The organism is Actinacidiphila sp. bgisy160 (genome assembly GCF_965342435.1).
In the GTDB taxonomy this organism is placed as follows: Bacteria; Actinomycetota; Actinomycetes; order Streptomycetales; family Streptomycetaceae; genus Actinacidiphila.
On record NZ_CBDRCM010000014.1, the window covers coordinates 21,572 to 36,176 of the forward strand.

11 protein-coding genes are annotated in these 14,605 nt (G+C 71.8%); 9 read left to right on the plus strand and 2 right to left on the minus strand.

All coding sequences use genetic code 11. The annotated features are described in order from the left end of the window. Window positions 1–76: 76 nt before the first annotated feature. A complete protein-coding gene (locus ACRWNP_RS14265) occupies window positions 77–856 on the minus strand; it encodes an RNA polymerase sigma factor (RefSeq protein ID WP_431961567.1) in 780 nt (259 codons plus the stop codon). Window positions 857–986: 130 nt separating this feature from the next. Here ACRWNP_RS14265 and ACRWNP_RS14270 point away from each other — a divergent pair, with 130 nt between their 5' ends. The 7 genes from ACRWNP_RS14270 to ACRWNP_RS14300 all read left to right on the plus strand — a co-directional run bounded on the left by ACRWNP_RS14270 (window position 987) and on the right by ACRWNP_RS14300 (window position 11,916). After that, on the plus strand, window positions 987–1,463 hold the full coding sequence (locus tag ACRWNP_RS14270; protein WP_431961568.1) for a MarR family winged helix-turn-helix transcriptional regulator: 477 nt from the start codon (window positions 987–989) through the stop codon (window positions 1,461–1,463). A 149-nt stretch (window positions 1,464–1,612) separates the two neighbouring features. Further along, entirely contained in the window at window positions 1,613–2,617 is a 1,005-nt protein-coding gene (locus tag ACRWNP_RS14275) for a LacI family DNA-binding transcriptional regulator (RefSeq protein ID WP_431961569.1), read from the plus strand. 273 nt (window positions 2,618–2,890) lie between these two features. Beyond that, window positions 2,891–4,228: an ABC transporter substrate-binding protein gene (locus tag ACRWNP_RS14280; protein ID WP_431961570.1), complete on the plus strand. Its 1,338-nt coding sequence runs from the start codon at window positions 2,891–2,893 to the stop codon at window positions 4,226–4,228. A 7-nt stretch (window positions 4,229–4,235) separates the two neighbouring features. Continuing rightward, complete coding sequence (locus ACRWNP_RS14285) at window positions 4,236–5,183, plus strand: carbohydrate ABC transporter permease (RefSeq protein WP_431961571.1); 948 nt, start codon at window positions 4,236–4,238, stop codon at window positions 5,181–5,183. A gap of 56 nt (window positions 5,184–5,239) precedes the next feature. After that, window positions 5,240–6,037 (plus strand): carbohydrate ABC transporter permease, encoded by a 798-nt coding sequence (locus ACRWNP_RS14290; protein ID WP_431961664.1) that lies wholly within the window; start codon window positions 5,240–5,242, stop codon window positions 6,035–6,037. Window positions 6,038–6,113: 76 nt separating this feature from the next. Next, window positions 6,114–8,843: an alpha-mannosidase gene (locus ACRWNP_RS14295; RefSeq protein ID WP_431961572.1), complete on the plus strand. Its 2,730-nt coding sequence runs from the start codon at window positions 6,114–6,116 to the stop codon at window positions 8,841–8,843. 70 nt (window positions 8,844–8,913) lie between these two features. Beyond that, window positions 8,914–11,916, plus strand: coding sequence for a glycoside hydrolase family 2 TIM barrel-domain containing protein (locus tag ACRWNP_RS14300; RefSeq protein ID WP_431961573.1), 3,003 nt, complete (start codon window positions 8,914–8,916; stop codon window positions 11,914–11,916). A gap of 135 nt (window positions 11,917–12,051) precedes the next feature. On the opposite strand, the gene ACRWNP_RS14305 is transcribed toward ACRWNP_RS14300, so the two are convergent. Beyond that, window positions 12,052–12,897, minus strand: coding sequence for a phosphotransferase (locus ACRWNP_RS14305; protein ID WP_431961574.1), 846 nt, complete (start codon window positions 12,895–12,897; stop codon window positions 12,052–12,054). A 333-nt stretch (window positions 12,898–13,230) separates the two neighbouring features. Here ACRWNP_RS14305 and ACRWNP_RS14310 point away from each other — a divergent pair, with 333 nt between their 5' ends. Next, window positions 13,231–13,671, plus strand: coding sequence for a hypothetical protein (locus tag ACRWNP_RS14310; RefSeq protein ID WP_431961575.1), 441 nt, complete (start codon window positions 13,231–13,233; stop codon window positions 13,669–13,671). Between the two features lie 24 nt (window positions 13,672–13,695). After that, window positions 13,696–14,517 carry a siderophore-interacting protein gene (locus tag ACRWNP_RS14315; RefSeq protein ID WP_431961576.1) on the plus strand — a complete coding sequence of 274 codons (822 nt, stop codon included), beginning with the start codon at window positions 13,696–13,698 and terminating at the stop codon, window positions 14,515–14,517. The last annotated feature ends 88 nt before the right edge of the window (window positions 14,518–14,605 follow it).

The following is a 14,605-nucleotide window of genomic DNA, read 5'->3' on the forward strand; positions in this document are numbered from 1 at the left end:
GGCGACGAAGATCACACCTTGCGGATGACGCACCGGCCCCTCGGCCCTCCCCGCGACCGCCCCCGACGACGCGGCGTCAGCCGGGTACGGCCTGCCCGGCACCGACGAGGCCGCCGGAAAGGTCCGCCTCCTCGGACGCCGCCACGCGCGAACCCTCGGCCGCCCACAGCCGCAGCCGTGCGTCGTGCAGCCAATACGCGGCGATTACTGGCGAGACATCCATGATGTCCGCTATCTCCTGAGAGCCGAGGCCCTCGACAGCCGCGAGGTACACGGCGAACCGCTGCTCCTTCGGCAGCGCGAGGAGCGCGGCCCGCGCCTCCGGCTCAGGCAGCAGCACGAACTCGTCCAGCGCGGACACCCGCAGCCCCTCCGGGAACCGCGACTCCGGCGGCAGCACGCACACGTCGGGGTGCGGGCCGATGAACGCGCCGGCCAGGAGGTCGTAGAGCCAGACCCGGTGGTCGATGCCGTCGAGGAGGCGCGGGAACGCGGCGTACGCCCGGGTGAACACCTCCAGGACGAGCTCCTCCGCCTCGGCCGGGTCACCCGTGACGCCCGAGGCGGCCCGGTACACGACGTCGAGGTGGGTCAGCACGTCACGCTCGAAACGGGCCTCGTGCCCGATCGGGCCGCTCGCGGAGCCAGCGGCCGGGGGCACCGGGCCGCCGGCGGCCGACCGGGTCTGCGGCGCGCGGGCGGTCCTGCGATGACGGCCGCCCCCGAGGACCGCGCCGCTCCCCCGCCCGTACGCGTCACCGTCGGCGCGCCCGCCCCGGTGCCGGCCACTGCCCGGGCCGGACACCGCGTACCGGGCCGCGGTGGAGGACTGGGCGTTCGTCAGCGACTGATGCATGTGCGTCTCTTTCCGTGAGGGCTTGCGGGTCGGTCCGTCGTGCGGGCGGGGTCGCCACACCGCATCGCGGCCCTGCTATTTGCTTCGCGCAGCAAATATATATCCTTCGCGAAGCAAGTAAACTGGGGGCATGCAAGATGCCGCACACCGCCCGGAAACCGCCTCGGAGCTGCCCCCTCCCCTCAATGCGGACGAGGAAGTCCTCATGCGGTCCCTCAGCCGCGTCATCTACGCCCTGCCCCGCGCGCTGGACGCCGACATGGCCCGCGAGCAACGGCTCCCGCTCATCGAGTACCAGGCGCTGATGAACCTCTCGGAGGCTCCGGGCCGGCAGTCACGGATGAGCGACCTCGCCACCGCCTGCGAGATGTCGCTCAGCGGCATGACGAGCGTGGTGCAGCGGCTGGAAGGCCAGGGATTCGTACGGCGGGTCAAGTGCCCGCGGGACGGCCGGGCCTGGAACGCCGTCCTCACCGACGCCGGGCTGGCCCGCCTGGAGGAGGCCTGGCCGACCCACCTGGCCTCCATCCGCCGCCACTTCCTGGACCACCTCGCGGGTCTCGACCTCCATGCGCTCGGCGTCGCGCTGCGCGACGTCGCCACCTGACCCCGCCTCTTTCCCGTGGTCAGGGCCGCCCCGACGGGCCCGTGCCACCGCGATCGCACGGCGGGCCCGATCTCGCGCCGTCCCGTCGCGGACGTGCATACTCTGGCCCTGCGGGCGCGCCGGCACCCGCGAGGACCGGGAGGTACGCGATGGTGTCGACGTCGGGGACGGAATCCCGGAGGGTCACGATCCATGACGTCGCCCGGTCCGCCGGAGTGTCCCGGCAGACCGTGTCGCGGGCGCTCAACGACAAGGACGAGATCGACGGCGCCACCAAGCAGCGGGTGCTCGACGCCGCCCGCGAGCTCGGTTACCGGCCGAGCCGCTTCGCCCGCGGCCTGGTCCGGCAGGACACCACGACGATCGGGTTGGTCATCCCCGACCTGCTCAACCCGTTCTTCACCGAGGTCGCCGCGGCCGCGCTCGAGGCGGCGCGGGCGCGCGGCTGGCACGTCGTCGTCTACGACACCGCGGACAGGGCCGAGGAGGAGTTCGGCACACTACAGGTGATCGCCTCGCAAGTGGACGCGGTCGTCGGCTACTTCAGCTGCTCCGAGCACGACCTCGAACGCTTCACCCGCGGACTGCCCGTGGTGCTCATCGGCCGCGAGCACCACACGGGGCGGTTCAGCTCGATCCGCATCGACGGCGAGCAGGGCGTGCGCGCCGCGGTGGCACACCTGGTCGCCGTCGGCCACCGGCACATCGGCATGCTCGACCACGACCGCCGCGCCGAGCCGAGCGTCCGGCGCGAGTGGTTCGCGGCGGCCGCGGCGGCCCACGGCGTCGACGCGGGCCAGGTGGTGGGGGCCGCCCAGTCGGCCGACGGCGGCGGGACGGCGCTCAGGAAGTTGCTCGCCGCCCATCCCGACGTCACCGCGGTCTTCACCTTCAACGACATCATCGCGATCGGCGCCCTGCGCGAGGCCCGCCGGCTGGGCAGGAGCGTCCCCGAGGACCTCGCCGTGGTCGGCTTCGACGGACTGCAGCTCGGCACGCTCCTGGAGCCCCCGCTGTCCAGTGTCGCGCTCGACACGCGCCGGCTCGGCGCGCTCGCCATCGACCAGGTCGCACGGCTGCTGACCGGTCTCGAACCGCTGGGTGCCGACGACCTGGTCGTGCGGGCCGAGCTGCGGCTGAGCGGCTCCGCTTAGCCTGCCGGACTCGTGTGCCCGCGAAGTCTTGACACTTGAAGGCACCGGAGCGCACACTTCCGAACAATTCCCAATGCCCCGTGAGCGTTCACGTGAACGCTCACGTGAACGCTCACGGGGGCGGAACAAGTGGGTTTGCCCTCCCTTGCGACGGCGTTCGGCGCACCCGCCGGGACCGTCAACTCCCCGTCCCTTCTCACCAGCACGTCCCGCCTGAGGTGTCAACGTCGACCCGCCTAGCGACCTCGCTAGTCGTCCTCCGGAACGGAAACCATGAGCAGCACAGTCACGCGCATCCGCCTCGCCGCCGTCGCCGCGGCAGCCAGCATCGCCGTACTCGCCGGATGCTCATCGCCGGCTCCTTCGGGTAACAGCGCGTCAGCGGACTCCTGCGCGCCCGCGAAGGGCAAAGTCACCCTCCAGTACTGGAACACCGTTCCCGGCATGGACGAAGTCGTCGCGCTGTGGAACAAGAAGAACCCGAACATCCAGGTCGAGACGAAGAACATCTCCAACGACCAGTACGGCACCATCGGCAACGCCCTCAAGGCGGGCAAGGCGCCGGACCTCGCCCAGGTCGGCTACGACGAGCTGCCCAACCTGCGCAGCCAGGACGCCTTCGCGGACGCCTCGGCCTGCAAGGCGGCCACCGGCGCCAAGTCGGCCTTCGTGCCGTGGACCTGGTCGCAGGCCAGCTTCGGCGGCACCGGGGTGTTCGCCATCCCGCAGGACACCGGCCCGATGGCCCTGTACGTGCGCAGCGACATCTTCCGGAAGCACGGCCTGGAGGTCCCCAGGACCTGGGACGAGTACGCGACCGAGGCGCAGAAGCTGCACGACGCGGACCCCAAGCTCAGCATGACCTTCTTCGACCCGAACAACGCCGAGTGGTTCAACGGGCTCCTCTGGCAGAACAACGCCCAGATGTACTCCTACTCCGGTGACAAGTGGCACGTCACCGTCGAGTCCGAGCAGAGCAAGCAGGTCGCCCAGTACTGGCAGAAGCTGATCGACGCCAAGCTGGTGCGGACCGACCTCGCCCACGGCTCGACCCAGATGTACACGGCCTACCAGAAGGACCAGATCGCCACGTACGTCGGCGCCGCCTGGGGCTACAGCATGTTCCGCGACAACCTGCCCAAGCAGGCCGGCAAGTGGTCGATCGTGCCGATGCCGACCTGGGGTTCGAGCGCCGCGTCCGGTGACTGGGGCGGCTCCACCGTCGCCTTCATGAAGGGCGGCAAGCACCTGTACGAGTCGGTGAAGTTCAACACCTGGCTGAACACCGACCCGGAGGCCCTCGCGCTGGAGAACAAGCTGGGCGGCCTGTACCCGGCGGCCACCGCCGGTCTGGCGCTCCCCGCGCTCTCGCAGGGTGTGCCGTACTACGACAACGAGAAGATCTTCGACGTCTTCGCGGACTCGTCCAAGAACATCGACACCGGTTTCACCTGGGGCCCGACCCAGAAGACGGTGAACCTGGCGCTCCAGGACGCGATGGCCAAGGCGACCGCCGGTGACGGAACCGTCGCCGGCGCGCTGACCGCCGCCCAGGACGCCGCGCTGAAGTCCATGAGGGACCAGGCGATCCCGGCCACGGCGGGCAAGTGACCGCGGCATGACCGACCTCGCGACCCGCGCGCCGCGCGTGGTGGCGACCACCGGGGGCCGCCGTCGCCATAACGGCGGCGGCCCCCGGGCGGGCACCATCGCCGCGTTCGTGACCCCGTTCTTCCTGCCGTTCGTCCTCTTCTACCTCGTGCCGATCGGCTACGCCCTCTGGCAGAGCCTGCTCGTCGTGCGCCGCACCGGCGGCCAGTACGGCACGTCGTACACGACCTTCGGCGGTCTGGAGCAGTACACACAGGTCTTCCAGAACGCCGAGTTCTGGGGCAGCATCGGGCGCATCGGGCTGTTCGGCATCGTGCAGGTGCCGGTGATGCTCTTCGTCGCGCTCGTCATGGCACTGCTGCTCGACACCCCCCTGCTGAGGCTCAAGTCGTTCTTCCGCATCGCGGCGTTCATGCCGTACGCCGTGCCCGGGGTCATCGCCGCGATCATGTGGTCGTACCTCTACTCGCCGCAGCTCAGCCCGGTCGTCGACCTGCTCAAGGGCGTCGGCCTCCAGCCCGACTTCCTCGGCCCGGGCGCCGTGCTGTGGTCGACGGCGAACGTGTCGACCTGGCTCTGGACCGGCTACAACATGCTGATCATGTTCTCGGCACTGCAGTCGATCCCCCAGGAGCTCTACGAGGCGGCCAAGCTCGACGGCGCAGGCAACTGGACCATCGCCTGGCGGATCAAGGTGCCGATCATCGCCCCGTCGGTCGTCCTGACCACGGTCTTCTCCATCATCGGCACCCTGCAGCTGTACGCCGAGCCGGCGGTGCTGCGGCAGATCTCCTCGAACATCTCGAGCACCTTCACCCCGAACATGCTCGCGTACACGGTGGCCTCCGGGAACAACTACCAGCAGGCGGCGGCGATCTCCGTGGTCATCGCCGTCATCACCTTCGTCTTGAGCTTCGGGTTCATGCGACTGACCTCGAAGAAGGCGGGACTGTGAGCGACCGAGCCCCCGTCCGCGAGAGCCGGATCAGCCGCACCGCCGCCACGGCCCTGATGTTCCTGCTGGCGGTCTACTTCCTGCTGCCGGTCTACTTCCTGGTCGTCGCGGCGACCAAGCCGCAGGGCGACCTCGCCTCCACCAACGGCCTGGCGTTCTCGCACTTCGACCTGTTCGGCAACCTCGGCACCCTCTTCACGCGCAGCGACGGCATCTTCGGGCGCTGGGCGCTGAACAGCGTGCTGTACGCCGTCCTGGGCGCGGCCGTCGGCACCCTGATCTCGGCGCTGTGCGGCTACGCGCTCGCCAAGTTCGCCTTCCGGGGACGGGAGTTCCTCTTCTCCGTCATCCTCGGCGGCATCCTCGTACCCACCACCGCGCTCGCGCTGCCGCTGTTCCTGCTGTTCTCGGCGACCGGGCTCGTCAACACCTACCTCGCGGTGTTCCTGCCCAGCATCGTCAGCCCGTTCGGCGTCTACCTGGCCCGGATCTTCGCCGCGTCCGCCGTCCCCCAGGAGATCCTGGAGTCGGCGCGGCTGGACGGGGCCGGGGAGTTCCGGACGTTCTTCTCGGTGGCGTTCAAGCTGATGACGCCGTCGCTGGTGACGATCTTCCTGTTCCAGTTCGTCGCCATCTGGAACAACTTCTTCCTGCCGATGGTGATGCTGCAGAAGGAGTCGCTCTTCCCGATCACCCTCGGCCTGTACCAGTGGAACGGCCAGACCGCCCGCGCCCCACTCCTCCAGGAGTCGGTGGTCACCGGTTCGCTGGTCTCGATCGTGCCCGTGATCATCGTGTTCATCCTCCTGCAGCGGTTCTGGCGCACCGGACTGGCCGCCGGCTCGCTGCGCTAGCCCCGCCCACCGCGCCCCGCTTCCCCCTTCTCCCTCCCCCCCCGCCGCCCCGTCCCGCACAGAAGGTCCCGTTCCCATGCCCGATTCCGCTGTCTTCGTGCCCCACTTCCACTGGGACCGGGAATGGTACGAGCCCTTCCAGGTGTTCCGGCACCGGCTCGTCACCGCCCTGGACACCGTGCTGGAGACGGCCGAGACGAACCCGGACTTCCGTTTCACCGTCGACGGGCAGATGGCCGCGGTCGAGGACTACCTGCAGATGCGGCCGGAGAACCGCGAGCGCGTCACGACACTGGTCGCCGAGGGCCGGCTCGCGATCGGGCCGTGGCTGATCCTGCTCGACGAGTTCCTCTGCTCGGGCGAGACCATCGTCCGCAACCTGCGGATGGGGTGGGCGGCCGCGGCGGAACTGGGCGGCTCGATGCCCATCGGCTACCTCCCGGACATGTTCGGCCACGTCGCCCAGATGCCGCAGATCCTGGCCCGCGCCGGCATCGAGCACGCGGCGCTGTGGCGCGGGGTGCCCGGCTCCGTCGAGGGCCACGCCTTCCGCTGGCGCGCCCCGGACGGCTCCGAGGTGCGCACCGAGTTCCTCTTCGACGGCTACGACAACGGCCTGGACGTGCTGCTGGTGCCCGACCAGATCGAGCGCGCGCTGGGCGAGTACGCGCAGATGACGGCCGGGCGCTGGGGCGACGACCCGGTGCTCGCGATGGCGGGCACCGACCACAGCGCGCCCGACCCGCGGCTCGCCGAGTGGCTGCGGCAGGCCTCGGGCGAGCAGCGCCCCATCACCATCGCCACGCTCGACGAGTACATCAGGAAACACGTGCGCGACGAGGTCCAGGCGGTCGTCACCGGCGAACTGCGCAGCCATGTGCGCGGCAACATCCTCCCTGGCGTGCTCTCGGTACGGCGCGGGCTCAAGCGCCGGATGGCCGTCGCCGAGCGCACCGTCGACCACGCCGAGCGGATGAACGCGCTGTGGTCGGGACGGGACGAGTCGCCGTTCCTCTCGCTCGCGTGGCACAAGATCATCGAGTCGAGCGCCCACGACTCGGTCGTCGGCTCCGGTACGGACGAGACCGCCGACCAGGTCGAGGCGCGGCTCGCCGAGGCCGCGCACGCCGCGCGCGCGGTGCGGGACGCGGCCCTGGCCGGACCCGCCGCCCGCGTGCCGAGCGACGGCCATCTGGTCGCCAACCCGCTGGCGGTCCCTCGCACGACGCTGGTGGAGGTCGACGTCGTCGCCCCGCCCGCGGGGACCGTCCTGGTCGCCACCGCGGCCGACGGCTCGGCGCACCCCGTACAGCTGGTCGCGCAGGCGCCGACCGTGCTCAGCGACGAGCGCATGGACGCCTCGCAGCTCGAGCGTGTGCTGCGCCGCATCCACCGGCGCGAGCTGTTCGGCCGTCAGATCGACCACTACGAGCTCACGGCGGGGTCGCTCGTCTTCCACCTCGCCGAGGTGCCCTCCAGCGGGCCGTTCGACCTGCTGATCCTGCGCCGCGAGGTGGCCGCCGCGGCCGCCGCGCACCCGGGTGAGTGGCGGGTCCTGACCCTGGAGGAGGCCCGGGCCACCGCGCTGGTGCCCGTCGCCGTCCCCGCCTCCGGTCTCGCGAGCTTCAAGGTGGCGCCTGCCGGGCGGGCGGCCGCGCCGGGGACCGCCTTCACTCCGGCGACGGCGACGGCCGGGACGCTGTCGAACGGACTGGTCGAGGTCGTGGTCGGCGCCGACGGCACCCTGGAGCTGACCGGGGCGGACGGCACCGTGCTGCGCGGGGTCGGCCGTCTCGTCGACGGCGGTGACCGCGGCGACAGTTACAACTACGGCCCTCCGGCCCGCGATCTGCTCGTCTCGGAGCCGGTCGAGGTCACCGTCGAGCTCCTCGAGAACGGCCCGCTGCGGTCGAGGGTGCGCATCACCCGTGTGTACGCGTGGCCGGCCGCGCTCTCCCCCGACCGCGACGTGCGCGACGGCCGGACCGTGCCGACGCCGGTGGAGACCCTGGTGGAACTGCGCGCGGGCGAGCCGTTCGCGCGCGTCACGACGTCGTTCCTGAACCAGGCCGCCGACCACCGGCTGCGCTTCCACGTCCCGCTCCCCCGGCCGGCGGCCGTTTCGGCGTCGGCCGGGCAGTTCGCCGTCACCGAGCGCGGGCTGACCGCCGAGGGCGGCTGGGGCGAGTACCCGATCCCGACCTTCCCCGCGAGCACCTTCGTGTCGGCCGGCGCGGCCACCGTGCTGCTCGACCACGCCACCGAATACGAACTCACCGGCGAGGGCGCCGAACTCGCCGTGACCCTCCTGCGCGCGATCGGCTCGATCAGCGTCAACATCCACCCGCTCCGCGACGAGCCGGCGGCGAGCGAGATCCCGGCGCCGGGGGCGCAGGACCTCGGGGTGCGCGTCGAGAACCGGTTCGCGATCGTGCCCTCGGCGACCGGCTGGCAGGCCGCGGACGCGGTCGCCCTCGCCGAGGAGTTCCGCAACGACGTGCTGGTCATCCGGGGTACCGCGCCCGCCGGCGGTCAGCTGCCCCCCGACACCGCCGGCGTGCGGGTCGACGGCACGGACGTCTTCGTCTCGGCCGTCCGCCGCGTCACCGGTGACGACCTCGCGGGCGGCACCGAGGTGCGGCTGGTGGCGATGAGCGACACCGGCGTGACCGCCCGCGTCACCGGCGCGTTCACCCAGGTGACCACGGTCGACCTGCTCGGCCGGCCGCTGGCCGCCGAACCCTCGGAGGGCGGACTCGAACTCGCCCTCGGCCCCTGGGAGATCCGGACGATCGTGCTCCGCTAGCCGCGATCGCGGCCGCGAGCGTGACCGCATCCCGGATCCCCCTTCGCTACCAAGAAAGAGTCGTGACCTCTTGCCCTCCGAGCTCTCCGCGTATGTTTCGGACACCATCCCAGGGCGTGGCGCGCTGCGCCCGGCGCGCTCGTGGCTGCACTCCGACGCCCCTTCCCGCACGCTCGACGGACAGTGGCGGTTCCGTCTGTCGCCGACCGCGACGGCGGCGGAGGACTTCGCGGCCGAAGAATTCGACGACGGCGGCTGGGACAGCATCCCCGTGCCCTCCCACTGGGTGCTCCAGGGGGACGGGGTCTACGGCCGCCCGATCTACACCAACATCCAGTACCCCTTCCCCATCGACCCGCCTCATGTGCCGGACGAGAACCCGACCGGCGACTACCGACGCCACTTCGAGCTGCCCGCCGGGTGGACGGAGGCCGAGCGCGTCGTGCTGCGGTTCGACGGGGTCGAGTCGCTCTTCAAGGTCTGGGTGAACGGCGACGAGATCGGCAGCGCCTCCGGCAGCAGGCTCGCCCACGAGTTCGACGTGACCACTTCCGTGCGCCCGGGCGACAACGTGGTCGCCGTACGGGTGCACCAGTGGTCGGCTGCGAGCTACCTCGAGGACCAGGACCAGTGGTGGCTGCCGGGCATCTTCCGCGACGTCACCCTGATCGCGCGGCCGGCCGGCGGCATCGACGACGTCTGGCTGCGCAGCGGGTTCGAGAACGGGCGCGGGCGGATCGACCCGGAGATCACCGCGGAGCCGGCGGCCTTCCCTGTCACCCTCCGCATGCCCGAACTCGGCGTCGAACGGGTCTGGGCCTCCCCCGCCGAGGTGGCCCCGTTCGAGGTCGACGGCGTGCAGCCCTGGTCGGCCGAGGTCCCGCGGCTGTACGAGGTCACGGTGGCGTCGGCCGCGGAGACCGTCACGGTGCGGACCGGCTTCCGCACCGTCGAGATCCGCGGCGACCGCTTCCTGGTCAACGGCCGCCGTGTCGTCTTCCACGGGATGAACCGCCACGAGACCCATCCCGAGCGCGGCCGTGTCTTCGACGAGGCGCACGCGCGCGAGGACCTGGCCCTGATGAAGCGGTTCAACGTCAACGCGATCCGCACCAGCCACTACCCGCCGCACCCGCGGCTGCTCGACCTCGCCGACGAACTCGGTTTCTGGGTCGTGCTCGAGTGCGACCTGGAGACGCACGGCTTCGACAAGGACGGCAGCTGGGCCGGCAACCCCAGCGACGACCCGGCGTGGCGCGATGCGTACCTGGACCGTGTCCGCCGCACCGTCGAACGGGACAAGAACCACCCCAGCGTCGTGCTCTGGTCGCTCGGCAACGAGGCGGGCACCGGCGCCAACCTCGCCGCGATGTCCGCCTGGGTCCACGCCCGCGACGCGGGACGCCCCGTGCACTACGAGGGCGACCACACCGGCGAGTACACGGACGTCTACTCGCGCATGTACGCGTCGGTGCCGGAGACCGAGCAGATCGGAACCGACGGCTCGCGCGCTCCCCTGATGAACTGCACCCCCGCGCAGGGCGCACGGCAGCGCACCAAACCGTTCCTGCTGTGCGAGTACGCCCACGCGATGGGCAACGGGCCCGGCGCCCTCGACCAGTACGAGGAGCTGGTGCACCGGCACCCGCGGCTGCACGGCGGCTTCGTCTGGGAATGGCGCGACCACGGCATCCGGGCGACGGCCCCGGACGGCACCCCCTACTACGCCTACGGCGGCGACTTCGGGGAGACCGTGCACGACGGCAATTTCGTGATGGACGGCATGGTGCTCAGCGACGGCGTCCCGACCCCCGGCCTCCACGAGTTCAAGGCGGTCGTACAACCGCTCCGCTTCACCTTCGACGAAGCCGGCGGCGGGAGCGGCGCCGGCGGCACCGTGGAGATCACCAATCTGCGGCACTCGGCGGACACCTCCGACCTGCGCTTCCGCTGGCGCGTCGAGCACGACGGGTCTCCGGTGGACTCCGGGGACCTGGAGGTGCCCGTCGTCGCGGCCGGCGGCTCGGCGCGTGTGCCGCTGCCGCGGATCACGGTGTCGCCGGAGTCGGAGACGTGGCTGACCCTGGACGCGGTCCTGGCGTCCGGCACCGCGTGGGCGGGCGAGGGCCATGTGGTCGCGACCGCCCAGCTGGACCGTTCCAGCCGACGTGCCGTGCCCGCCGTACGGCTTCCCGCCGACTGGCGGCGGAGCGACGGGACGCTGACGCTCGGCATCGCCGAGTTCGCCGGCGGGGCGCTGGTGCGTCTCGCCGGGCGCGCCGTGGCGGGACCACGGCTGGAGCTCTTCCGTGCCCCGACCGACAACGACGAGGGCACCTCGGGGGTGGCCGAGGAGAGCGACGCGCACGTCCCCGGGGTCTCCAACGCCGAGCTGTGGCGGCGCGACGGCCTGGACCGGCTGACCTCACGGCTGCTGTCGGTGGAGACCGCCGCGGACGCCCTGCGGACCGTCGCCAGGGTCTCCGCCGCCGACTCCGCTTCCTCGGTGACCATGGAGACGGTCTGGTCCCTGCAGGGGGGCGAACTCGAACTGCGGGTGGAGATCCAGCCGTCGGGCGGCTGGACGACGGTGTGGCCGCGGATCGGCATCCGTTTCGACCTGCCCGACGGCGGCGCCCCCGTCGACGGCGCGAAGTGGTTCGGCCTCGGCCCGCACGAGTCCTACCCCGACAGCCTGCGCGCGGCGCGCACGGGCCGCTTCTCCGCGAGCGTCGACGACCTCTGCGTCGACTACGCGCGCCCCCAGGAGACCGGGCACCGCTCCGGACTGCGACGGCTGGAACTGACCAGTGGCAAAGCCGGTGTGCTGCGTTTCGTGACCGTCCCGGACGGGCGGGGCCGCCTCCCCGGCTTCACGCTCAGCCGTCACACACCGCAGCAGGTCGCCCGGGCGGCGCACCCCTTCGAGCTCCCGGAGTCGGCGACGAGTCACCTCTTCGTCGACGCGGCCCAGCACGGCCTCGGCTCCCGGGCGTGCGGACCCGACGTGTGGCCCGACTTCGCGCTGCGCCCGCAGGCCCGGACGATCAGGCTCCGCATCTCGGCGGGCTGAAGTGCCCCGGCAGAAGACCGCGGTGAGCGGTAGGTGCGACCCGTCCATGGCTCGTTCGGCATGGACGGAAGCCGCCCGGACGGCGCCCTGGGCGCGGCAGGCGTGAGGCGGGGTTCGCCTCCGTCTCGGGCAGGTTCAGGCCGGTCCGCAGCGATCAAGTGCGGCGCGAAGCTGCCGGAGCCCTTCCGCTCTCCAGTGGTCCCGGTCCGGCATCAGGTCGTCCCGGCGCCAGCGCCAGGCCGAGAACATCGCCCAGTTCAGGGCGCGACACCGGTGGATCAGTTCGTGGTCCGCCCCCGCGTAGCGCTCTCCCACTCCTTCGGGGGCATGGGCGAGATCGAACTCGACCGGCCCGCGGCAGCACGTGGCGAGGTCCACGAACAGCGGACCTCTCCGCGTGCCGAGGACATTGCCCGGATGCGGCTCGCCATGCAGCAGCTGCTCGCCCGCCCTGCCGGCGCCGACCGCGGCGCCCAGACCGGCCAGTGTGTCGCGCAGGAGTACCCGGTCGGCACCGGGCAGCTCAGGGGATCGCTCCCGGTCGTTCACTTCTCCCAGCGCCACGACCACTCGATCGGTGACGTGCGGTGCGTCCAGGTCGATCCGGCGCAGGGCAGCATGGAGCCGCATGAACGCGTCCGTGTAGTCGGCCGGCGCGATCTGCGATCCCACTGGCTCGTAGTACGTCCAGAGCGAGATGGCGAAGCCATCACGCACACGGACGCGGGGGTCGACGACCCTGGGGTCCAGCTCGGCCACCGGAGCGTCGACGTCGGCGAGGAGTCGGGCGACCGTCACTTCGAACTCCGAGTCGGCCAGATGCCCCGGGGGCGCGACCCTGGCCAGAACACCGCAAGGGACGAGGTGCAGCGCGACCCGGTCCGAGTCGTGGATGACGACCACGTCCTCGACCCGCAGGCCCAGTTCCGAAGCGGTCGCCCGCGCCGCCTCCACTGCGCGGCGGAGTTGCGATGGCTCCATGACGTCCTTTCTCGTTGCCGGGCACACATACGCCCGGGAGCCGTCGAGCGGTCCGGAGAAGGGCCCCTCGCGTCTCGACAGGAGATCCTTCTCCACTTCGGCAAGCCCGGGCAACGTCTTTGTACCGGCCTTGAGCGTGGGGCGCCGGGTGCAGGCGGCCGGCCGACGGCGAGGAGGTCGACCTGCCGAGGGCGGAACTCGCGACGCAGCCGGCCTTCCGGGACAGCACGGCGCGCGGCTTGTCCGTACGGTGGCTCCGGCAGCCTGCCCAATCGGCTCAGCGCCTCCCGCAGCGCCGGGCCGGAACGCGCGCCCTCACCTACCTCCTCGGGAGTGAGTTCCCGGGCCGGCACCTTCGCGGCACGCTCGCCCGGCCCCTCCGCCAGGCTCCGGGCCAGCACCAGCGGGCTCGTCGCCGTCCCGCTGCCGACGAGGAACCGCTCGCCCGCGGCGGCCGGTTCGGTCATGGCCCGCAGATGGGCCTGCGCCACGTCCCGCACGTCGGCCACGTCGAAGGACTGCGGCAGGTATTGCTGCGGCGCGCCCCTCGGCGACCACCCCATCGGGTTCGCCGACGCGGTCGAGGCCCTCACCGGCGCGGGTGACCCCGGAACGCTGCTGGTCGTACGGGAGTTGCGGCTGCCGCGCGTCGGGTGCGAGCAGCAGGTGCAGGAAGTACGGCGTGCCGATGACGGCGCTCATGAGGCCCGCGCCGAGGCTGGGCGGGGGGCGATGGCGGTACGCCACAGGAGGTCCGCGGCGCCCTCACCTTAGGCAAGGTTAGGCTAACCTTCCTTAATGGCCAAGACTCCGCGGCTCATGCCGCAGAACCCCAGGATGTTCCGCGCCGAGGTCGTCAGGACCGATCGGGTCACCCGCTCCCTGCACCGAGTGACCGTCACGGGCCCGGACCTCGCCGATTTCCCATGGATGGGCTACGACCACTGGTTCCGCCTCTTCATGCAGCTCCCCCACCAGGACACCCTGCGGCTGCCGGAGTTCTCCGGGGGGCGGTGGTGGCAGGCCTACCTCGCCATCCCCACGGCCGAGCGCCCGCACTGCTCGAACTACACCGTCGCCGCGTTCCGCCCCGAACCGGCCGAAATGGACATCGAGTTCGTCGTGCACCGCTCCCCGGACGGCGAACTCGAGGGCCGCGCCGCGCGATGGGCCTGCGGCGCCCGGCCCGGCGAGGCGCTGGCGCTCCTCGACCAGGGCGTGATGTTCGACTGCCCGGAGGACGCCTCCGAGGTCCTCGTCGTGGCCGACGAGAGCGGGATGCCCGCCGCCACGGGCATCCTGCGGTCCCTCCCCCGCGACACCGTGGGCCGGCTGATCCAGGAGATCCCCACCCCCGACGACCGGCGCGAGCTCGCCGCCCCCGCCGGGATGGCCGTCACCTGGGTCGTGCGCGACGATCCGCACGCCGTCCCCGGCTCCGCCGCGCTCGCCGAACTGCGCGGCCACACCCCGGCGGACGCCTCCGGATACGCCTTCGTCGTCGGCGAGCAGAGCCTCGCCACCAAGGGGCGCCGGCACCTGCACCGCGCCGGCCTCCCCAAGGACCGCATCACCTTCTCCGGCTTCTGGCGGCACGAGGCACGCCACGACGACGCCTGACCGCCGGCGCGGTACGGGCGGCGCGGCACGGGCGGCACCGCCTCGGACCCACCAGCGAGGGGCAGTTCACGCACGGACGGCGCACAAA